7 protein-coding genes are annotated in these 8,603 nt (G+C 43.1%); 2 read left to right on the forward strand and 5 right to left on the reverse strand.

The features are described from left to right. Positions 1–53 precede the first annotated feature (53 nt). Positions 54–233: a high light inducible protein gene (locus tag V7K40_RS14370; RefSeq protein ID WP_334960632.1), complete on the reverse strand. Its 180-nt coding sequence runs from the start codon at positions 231–233 to the stop codon at positions 54–56. Positions 234–739: 506 nt separating this feature from the next. Here V7K40_RS14370 and V7K40_RS14375 point away from each other — a divergent pair. Continuing rightward, positions 740–3,856 carry an MFS transporter gene (locus tag V7K40_RS14375; protein WP_334960634.1) on the forward strand — a complete coding sequence of 1,039 codons (3,117 nt, stop codon included), beginning with the start codon at positions 740–742 and terminating at the stop codon, positions 3,854–3,856. A 68-nt stretch (positions 3,857–3,924) separates the two neighbouring features. Here V7K40_RS14375 and V7K40_RS14380 read toward each other — a convergent pair whose 3' ends face one another. The 4 genes from V7K40_RS14380 to V7K40_RS14395 all read right to left on the reverse strand — a co-directional run bounded on the left by V7K40_RS14380 (position 3,925) and on the right by V7K40_RS14395 (position 6,963). Further along, positions 3,925–4,755, reverse strand: coding sequence for a dienelactone hydrolase family protein (locus V7K40_RS14380; RefSeq protein WP_334960636.1), 831 nt, complete (start codon positions 4,753–4,755; stop codon positions 3,925–3,927). A 166-nt stretch (positions 4,756–4,921) separates the two neighbouring features. Then, positions 4,922–5,437, reverse strand: a complete 516-nt coding sequence (locus V7K40_RS14385) for a hypothetical protein (protein ID WP_334960638.1) — start codon at positions 5,435–5,437, stop codon at positions 4,922–4,924. 3 nt (positions 5,438–5,440) lie between these two features. Then, entirely contained in the window at positions 5,441–5,959 is a 519-nt protein-coding gene (locus V7K40_RS14390) for a DUF29 family protein (protein ID WP_334960640.1), read from the reverse strand. Positions 5,960–6,339: 380 nt separating this feature from the next. Next, on the reverse strand, positions 6,340–6,963 hold the full coding sequence (locus tag V7K40_RS14395; protein WP_334960642.1) for a methyltransferase domain-containing protein: 624 nt from the start codon (positions 6,961–6,963) through the stop codon (positions 6,340–6,342). A 96-nt stretch (positions 6,964–7,059) separates the two neighbouring features. On the opposite strand from V7K40_RS14395, the gene hemH reads away from it, so the two are divergent. Continuing rightward, positions 7,060–8,226: a ferrochelatase gene (gene hemH, locus V7K40_RS14400; protein ID WP_334960644.1), complete on the forward strand. Its 1,167-nt coding sequence runs from the start codon at positions 7,060–7,062 to the stop codon at positions 8,224–8,226. Positions 8,227–8,603 lie beyond the last annotated feature (377 nt).

Here is an 8,603-nt window from a genome sequence, read left to right on the forward strand (position 1 = left end):
GTTGCCATTTGTTTCTCCAAAATTTAGTAGCTCTTTAGGTGTTTAATTTCTATCTAGTAGCCAATTAGATGTAAAACGTCACGCAGGACGCTATAGCCGGCTAAATCCCAAAGTAAATAGGCAAGGAAGCCAATGATTGCTAAATGACGGTTCCAGATTTGGGCTTGAGGTGTCCAGCCAAACAGAAAATAATTGCGATCGCAACCATTACCTTGTGTTGCAATTACTGACAAATCTCTGTCTGGAAGAACAAGTTGCCATCTTCGTTATCCTTAACAATTCGTTTGTTAACTTTAATGTACCTATTAATAACTAAACTGCTTTCTGCCTGTAGGCACAAACTACAGGCACATAATCAACTACATATTGGTATAGATAAATCCACCCTGAGAGGGTGATAAAAATTAAAATGTAAAGAAATGTAACTTTTTAGTAATTAAACTATAATTGCAGAAAAATCAATCGTTGTGATTAAGCAATTAAAATTAAAAAGTGGTGGTCAAGAATTAGCCAGCTTTTTAACTTCATCGTGAACATTTTCACAGTTAGCTAATAAAATTTATATCTTTTGCTGGATACGGTTTTCAGCCTTTGGAGAGATGCTTGAAACAGCTAAAGTCTACGATTCTGAGCTAAACAGAGTTAGGTATTGCAATAGATACAGACATAATCGATACTAAGAGTTGCTTCTCAAGAAAATCTTAATTCCCCAAATTTCAACTTAGTAGAAGGAAATACAATGTTCCAAAGTACGGAAATTATGCTGGGACTCTACAAACCACTATTGTGGTTAGCACAGGTTCCAGTAGAATCCTCAAACGTCACCCCAGCACAGGCATCGGTTCTCACTTCTGGGCCACGCTTTTTTGTGGCTTTAATCTCCGGCGTGATTTTAGCCTTTGCTTTCCAATTAGTTTTAACTAATCTCTCCCTTGCAGCCGGTATTTCCTACCTGGGGCACTCATCTGACTCGGATTCCGATTCTGGGGAAGTCGGAAGTTTGGGCGGTAGCATTCGCAAAATCGGCACCGCAGTGGGGATTTGGACATTAGTCACTGTGACGATCGCCTTATTAATCGCTTCTTTTCTGGCGGTGAAATTGAGCCTTGTAATTTTAGACCCAGCATTGGGAGCAATTCTCGGCTTGGTAATTTGGGGTGCTTATTTTTTGATCCTGGTTTGGGTAAGTTCCACCACTGTAGGTTCCTTAATTGGCTCAGTCGTCAATACGGCAACTTCTGGTTTTCAGGCAATTATGGGGACTGCTACTGCCGCACTAGGCGCTAAAGCTGTCAATAACCAAGTTGTAGCGACGGCTGAAGCTGCTGCTAGCGCTATCCGTCGGGAACTAGGAAGCGCCATCGACCCTACAAGTATCCGGGAAAACGTTGAAGATTACTTAGACAAGCTACGTCCCCCAGAGCTAGATTTGTCGAAAATTCGGAGTGACTTTGAAAATTTACTCAACGATCCGCAATTAAAAGCGATCGCTGGGACTCCAGACATTCGCAACATCAACCGCGAAAAGTTTATCGAGTTAGTCAGCAGTCGCACCGACCTTTCCAAAAAAGACGTTAGCCGCATTGCTGATACGTTGTATAAAGTTTGGCAGCAAGTGGTAAGTCAGCAATCACCTACTCCAGACGGTCTTGGTGAGTTAATCGATTATCTAAAATCAGTTCCAGCAGGACAAAGCAAGACTGATGAACTTAACGCCAAGCTGGATCGGTTACTAGCAGAAAAGGGTGATTCCAAACAAGCTGACCAAAAGGCGGCTGCTGGGCCAATTCAAAGTACACTCCAGCAAGGACTATCTGCCTTAACCGCCACTGTGTTGGGACGGACAGATTTGCCAGATTTGGATGTGGAAAAAATCTTGCGTAGCCTCACCACTGCCAAAGATAAAGTCACTCAACAAGCAGATAAGCTAGGGTTGCCAACACCTTCAGAACCCTATAGCCCAATTCGGACTGATGTCGAAAACTACCTGCACAACACTTATGCTTGGCAACTAAGCCAGGAAAAAATTGCCCAAGAATTTCGTGATGTCATCTACGACCCAGCAGCTGACCCAGGAATAGTCCGCAGGGAACTAGAACGACTATCCCGCAACGATTTCGTCAACATCCTGCAACAACGGGGACTGCTTACCCAAGCCCAAATTCAGCGGATTGCAAATCAGCTAGAAGCTGTCCGCAAAAATGTGATAGTGATAGTTAGAGGTGTCGAAGAAAGAGACATAGTCCAAGACTTGCAACGCGCAGTGGAAAGTTATCTACTTGTTACCCCGAAAGCAGATTTGACAGCCGAAGGCATTGAGCAGAATTTTAAACCACTGTTGCAAGATCCAGAGGCAGATTATGAAACCCTGACAGTGCGACTGGCGCAGGTTACACGTCAGGAGATTCGGGAGATATTGCTGCAACGTAATGATATCCAGCTATATGAAGTAGACAGCATTCTGGATGAGTTTGAAAAACAACGCGATCGCGTCTTGGTAGAATCCAAAGGATTAGCAGAACAGGCACAATATCAAGCAGAAACCCTGTGGCTGAATGTAGAATCATATCTGCGTAATACAGGGAAATCAGAACTGAATCCTGATGCCATCCGCGCGGAGTTCAAAAAGCTACTGGAAGATCCTCAAGCTGGAATTACCTCAATTCGGGCCCGCTTGTCTCGCTTTGACCGCGATACCTTAGTGCAATTGTTGAGTCAGCGGCAAGATTTGAGTGAAGATCAAGTTAATCAGGCCATTAATGCTGCTGAGGAGTCGTGGTATAGTATTCGCCACACACCGCAAGCTGTTGTGGAAAAAGCTAAAGAGCAATACGACTCTGTTACCACCACGATCGCAGATTATCTGCGGAATACTGGTAAACAAGAACTTAACCCTGAAGGTATTCAACGAGATTTGACCAGATTGTTTGAAAATCCCAAGGAGGGAGCTGTCGCACTGCGCCGTCGGTTATCGCAAGTAGACCGAGATACACTGGTGAAGTTGCTCAGTCAACGCCAAGACTTAAGTGAAGAACAAGTCAATGAAATCATTGATTCTACACAAAATTCGATTCGCAACTTTGTACGTGCGCCTCGTCGCCTAGCTACCCGCACACAGCAAAGAATAGAAACATTCAAAGATAATCTAGAAGACTATCTGCGGCAAACTGGCAAAGAAGAACTTAACCCAGAAGGTATCAAGCGCGACTTGCAACTATTGTTGCACGATCCACGAGTTGGGGTGGAAACTTTTAGCGATCGCCTTTCCCATTTTGACCGTTCTACGATCATCGCCCTGCTGAAAATTCGGGAAGATATTTCCGATGAAGAAGCGGCACGGATTGCGGATAACATTGTGTCCGTAAGGGATCAATTTGTAGAACAAGTGCGGAACATCCAACGAGGTATTCAAGATGCAATTGAGGGGGTTTTCGGCCGCATCCGTAACTATCTCAACTCCTTAGATCGCCCGGAACTTAACTATGATAATATCAAGCGCGATGTTCGCACATTTTTTGACGATCCCCAGGCGGGATTTGATGCCCTGCGCGATCGCCTATCTTCTTTCGACCGTGATACCCTAGTGGCAATTATGAGTTCTCGTGAAGACATTTCCGAAGAAGATGCCAACCGGATCATCGACCAAATTGAACGGGCCCGTAACACAGTATTGCAACGTGCAGAACGCATACAGCAAGAAGCGCAACGCCGCCTAGAACAGGTGAAGCTTCAAGCGCAGCGGCAAGCAGAAGAAACCCGCAAAGCCGCAGCTACAGCCGCTTGGTGGCTATTTGCTACAGCATCAGTTTCTGCAGTTTTCTCTGCATTAGGAGGAGCGATCGCTGCAAAGCCGTAGTTTAACAAGTTTTCTCCGCTAACTTTTCAGCCTCCCATACTAGGAGGCTTTTTTTATATTTTGCAGACTTACACGCCATGCTCTTTAAACCATGCCAAAAGACGTTTCCAACCTTCCTTAGCTTCTTTCTCGCGGTAGGAGGGGCGATAATCGGCAAAAAAAGCATGGGGTGCATCAGGGTAGACGATAATTTCAGATTTACTGCTGCTGGACTTTAGGCGATCGCGCATTTGCTCTACTGTATCTAAAGGAATACTCGTATCTTTGCCGCCGTAGAGTCCAAGAATGGGGACTGTCAGTTTTGATGCAATATCAATGGGATATTTGGGCTGAAGTTCGGTAGCATCGCCCACCAGTCGCCCGTACCAAGCCGCACCTGCCTTCAGCTTCGGATTGTGTGCTGCATACAACCAGGTAATGCGACCGCCCCAGCAGAAGCCTGTAATCGCCAATTTATTGGCATTACCCTTAGCTGATTTCACTGCCCAGTCTACCGTGGCATCGAGATCCGATAACACCTGGGCATCTGGCACTTTGGATACAATTGGGCGAATTTCGTCTGTGCTGCTTAATTTCGAGACATCCCCCTGACGGATGAATAATTCGGGTGCGATCGCCAAATACCCCAACTGAGCAAAGCGACGAGTGATATCCTGAATATGCTCGTGTACTCCAAAGATTTCCTGGATCACCAGAACAATGGGGAAATTTTCACCACTGGCAGGTTCTGCTCTATAGGCAGGAATTTCCCCATCTTTAACAGGAATTTTCACTGCACCAGCTACCAACCCGTTAGCATCAGTGGTGATCACTTCGGCAGAAATAGGTTGCACAGCCAAGGCAAAACCCGTCGCCACGCTGGCTGTTGTAATAAATTTGCGGCGTGTTATTTCTTTCATCAGAATTGGCGAAAACTTTATTGTTGGTTATCCGTACAGTACTATAATGTAAATACTACGGTTATAGCAATCAGTTTACCGTGATATTGACTTTGTTTGCTACCTCATCGTTCTCTGTAGTTCATTTTATTGCTTTGCTTGTATACAAATAGCGATCGCCTTATTTTTACCGATTTATCCAATCTTCTCCACCAGCTAACTGAGTGAGATAATCATCCATAATCGCTGGTAATTCCTTTGGCGAATAAGTATATGTTAAAGCCAGTAAACTAGTGGCTGTAGTTAAAATCTGGCTTTTATCTAGCATTGCTGACAACTGAGAGCGACTATATTTCCCACTCATCACTTCCTCACTAGCATCAGCGATCGCATCTTCAATAACTTCCTCTTCTATCAAATTTTCCCATTCATCTAAATTAATATAGTAAGATGTTTTATTATCTTTGATATTCAGTTTTTTAATTTCTCTGATGGAATTACGAATAGAATTTGCCCATGAACCAGTTAATCGTTGTTCTACTTGGTTTTTAATCAAATGAATCAGCAGAATCTTTAAATAAGCTTGGATATTCCGCAGAATAGCTTGTTTACTCATGCCTTCTAATTCATCAACAATTGCCAAGGCATCTGCATAACGTCCTTCCAAAATACTATTTTTGAGGTCTATTAGTTCTTGGGTCATTTTTTACCGCCTACCTGCTTTCCAATCTTCTCCACCGGATAGCTGAGTTAAAGTTTCAGCCACAACTGCTGGTAACTCCTTAACTGAATAAGAATAAGTTAGCGCCAAAAACTTCAAAGCAGTCTGAATAATCTGGTTTCTATCTACCATTTCAGGAAGTTGGAATTCATTGTAAATTCCATTCAAAACTTCCACACTAGCATCAGGCACTGCTACTTCTATTTCATCTTCAAGATAAGTATCCCATTCGTTTAAATTGATATAATAGGATTTTTTATTGTCTTTGAGATTGAGTTTCTTAATTTCTATAAGTGAATTACGAACAGAAGCTACCCAAGAATTTGTTAATCGCTGCTCTACTTGGTTCTTAATCAAATGAATCAGCAGAATCCTTAAATAAGCTTCGATATTTCGCAGAATAGCTTGTTGACTGATGCCCTCTAATTCATCAATAATTACCAAGGCATCTGCGTAACGTCCTTCCTGAATACAAGTTCTGAGGTCTATTAATTCCTGTGTCATTTTTATTAACCTCAAAATTTCATCATCATAATTTGAATATAACAATTACCCTTGTTTCATTGATCAGATAAATATCTTAACCATTAATAAACTCACAACTTGCACTAGTACAGCACGGCGTAAATAAGCAGACCATTGAAAAGCCCTAAAGAGCTTATTCCATAATACTTTTGACTTTTGACTTTTGACTTTTAACTTCCGCCTTGCGGTACTAGTTCCCAAAACCGCCTCAAAATTCATTCTGAGGCTTGTAGCTCAAGTTTTCTAAAAAAGACTGGGAAAAGGTTGTAGTCAACTTGAGTAGACTTGCGCTATAAAAGAAGAAATTTATTTATTGGCTGAATATTGGGCAGGTGTAACATATAACTAAAGCGTATCCTTCACTTATTCGCCTGTATCACTTGCAAACTACCACCAGAATATAAAGCGGGTTCACTCACTTCAAACCCTGTCTCTGCCAATAATCCAGCCAAACCAGTTTTCAACAATTCCCAAGCTGTCTCCGTTTCAAACAACAGCAAAAACACTGACACCCCAGGCCAAAATATCGGATTCGTAGGAGCATGAAAATCCACCAGCGTAAACACCCCTCCTGGCTTTAGCACCCGATAAACTTCATTAATAATTTTTCGCAATTGCTGAGGCTGCATCTCGTGTAATGCAACGCTGGTATGCACCACATCAAACAGATTATCTGCAAATGGCATCTTTTCGGCAAAAGCTTCGACATAAAAAGCTTCAGGTACATTTTGCCGCGCCCGTTGCAAAGACTTGGGTGAGGCGTCCAATCCTGTTACATTTTGTAAAAATTTTACCAAAAATTGCGTCGTTTGACCACTGCCGCAACATAAATCTAAGACCTGAGTTTCTGAGTGAATTGTTAAGCCTTGCAAAGCAAGTTGCCGAAAACGGGCTTCACCACCTACACTTAAGGCTGCTAAACCAGAGATACTATCATACAGCCACTGATAGCGGTAACTCCAATCCCTTAAAATTGTTGCCATTGCATATTTCCTTGCTATTAAGCTTTATTATTTAATAAAGATATATATTGTTAACATTAGTAAAAAACCTGAAAAGATTGGGGGAAAGTAACTGCTATGGGTCGTGTAGGCGTCTTATTACTCAATCTCGGTGGCCCTGATAAGCTAGAGGATGTGGGGCCGTTTTTGTACAACCTATTTTCCGATCCGGAAATTATTCGCCTACCATTTCGCTGGTTGCAAAAGCCCCTAGCCTGGTTTATTGCCTCGCGGCGACTCAAAACCTCTCAAGAAAATTATAAGCAAATCGGTGGTGGTTCCCCACTGCGGCAAATTACAGAAGCGCAAGGGGAAGCTTTAAAAGAACAGTTGGGTTATTTGGGGCAAGAAGCCAATATCTACGTGGGAATGCGTTATTGGCATCCCTATACAGAAGAAGCGATCGCACAGCTTACCCAAGATAATATAGAAAACCTGGTAATCTTACCACTATATCCCCAGTTTTCTATCAGCACCAGTGGTTCTAGCTTCCGGCTTTTAGAAAAGCTTTGGCAAGAAGACCCAAAACTTCAACACATTGATTATACCGTCATTCCTTCCTGGTACAAACAACCAGGCTACCTCCAAGCAATGGCGGAACTTATAGCCCAAGAACTCGAGCAGTTTCCTAATCCAGACGACGTTCATATATTCTTCAGTGCTCACGGCGTTCCTAAAAGCTACGTTGAGGAGGCTGGCGACCCTTACCAGCAAGAAATTGAGGAATGTACTGCCCTGATGATGCAGACCCTCAATCGACCCAATGTCTACACCTTAGCTTACCAAAGTCGCGTCGGCCCAGTAGAATGGCTCCAACCCTATACTGAAGATGCCCTCAAAGAACTAGGCGCACAAGGTGTGAAGGATTTGGTTGTCGTGCCGATCAGTTTTGTCTCAGAACACATCGAGACACTGCAAGAAATTGATATTGAGTATCGGGAAGTAGCAGAAGAATCAGGAATTCACAACTTCCGTCGCGTTCCTGCTCCCAATACACATCCAGTGTTTATTAATGCACTTGCAGACTTAGTGATTGATGCGCTGAAAAACCCCAGTTTCAAGCTTTCGCAAGCTGCCCAAATGAAAAAAAGGGTGAAAATGTACCCCCAAGAGCGTTGGGAATGGGGTCTGACTACTAGCGCTGAAGTCTGGAATGGTCGGATTGCTATGCTTGGCTTCATTGCCTTAATCATCGAGCTGATTACCGGTCACGGCTTCTTGCATATGATTGGGCTTTTGCAGTAAATGAAACGAGTTAGGAGTTAACGCGATGTGCAACTTAATATTTTGACCTCACTTCCATTCCTCTCTCCTAAAAGGAGGAGCCACTGCGTTGAGCGGCGAGCCACTCTTGTTGCACGTGGCGTTAGAGGCTTTGAATTTTCCCCCTTCCCTCATAGGAAAGGGGGCTAGGGGGTTAGCTTTGAGTAAAAGTTGCACACGGGCAAAGTTAGGAGTTTTAAGTTTTTCTCCCTAACTTTTCACTCTTAACTTTTATCTTCATTCCTAACTTCTCACTTTGAACTCCTAACGCGACTTAAACAAAAATTAAGCCCAAATAAAGCCCAAACTAGCTTTGTAAGCAGCAAACACGTCACGGTTGAGAGTCAACCAATCAAAAA

The sequence above is a fragment of the Nostoc sp. genome (genome assembly GCF_036917195.1).
In the GTDB taxonomy this organism is placed as follows: Bacteria; Cyanobacteriota; Cyanobacteriia; order Cyanobacteriales; family Nostocaceae; genus Nostoc.

Excerpts from the sequence above, each read along its gene's own strand:
- V7K40_RS14375 (WP_334960634.1), top strand. The coding sequence starts at position 740 with ATGTTCCAAAGTACGGAAATTATGCTGGGACTCTACAAACCACTATTG.
- V7K40_RS14380 (WP_334960636.1), bottom strand. The coding sequence starts at position 4,755 with ATGAAAGAAATAACACGCCGCAAATTTATTACAACAGCCAGCGTGGCG.
- V7K40_RS14385 (WP_334960638.1), bottom strand. The coding sequence starts at position 5,437 with ATGACCCAAGAACTAATAGACCTCAAAAATAGTATTTTGGAAGGACGT.
- V7K40_RS14390 (WP_334960640.1), bottom strand. The coding sequence starts at position 5,959 with ATGACACAGGAATTAATAGACCTCAGAACTTGTATTCAGGAAGGACGT.
- V7K40_RS14395 (WP_334960642.1), bottom strand. The coding sequence starts at position 6,963 with ATGGCAACAATTTTAAGGGATTGGAGTTACCGCTATCAGTGGCTGTAT.
- hemH (WP_334960644.1), top strand. The coding sequence starts at position 7,060 with ATGGGTCGTGTAGGCGTCTTATTACTCAATCTCGGTGGCCCTGATAAG.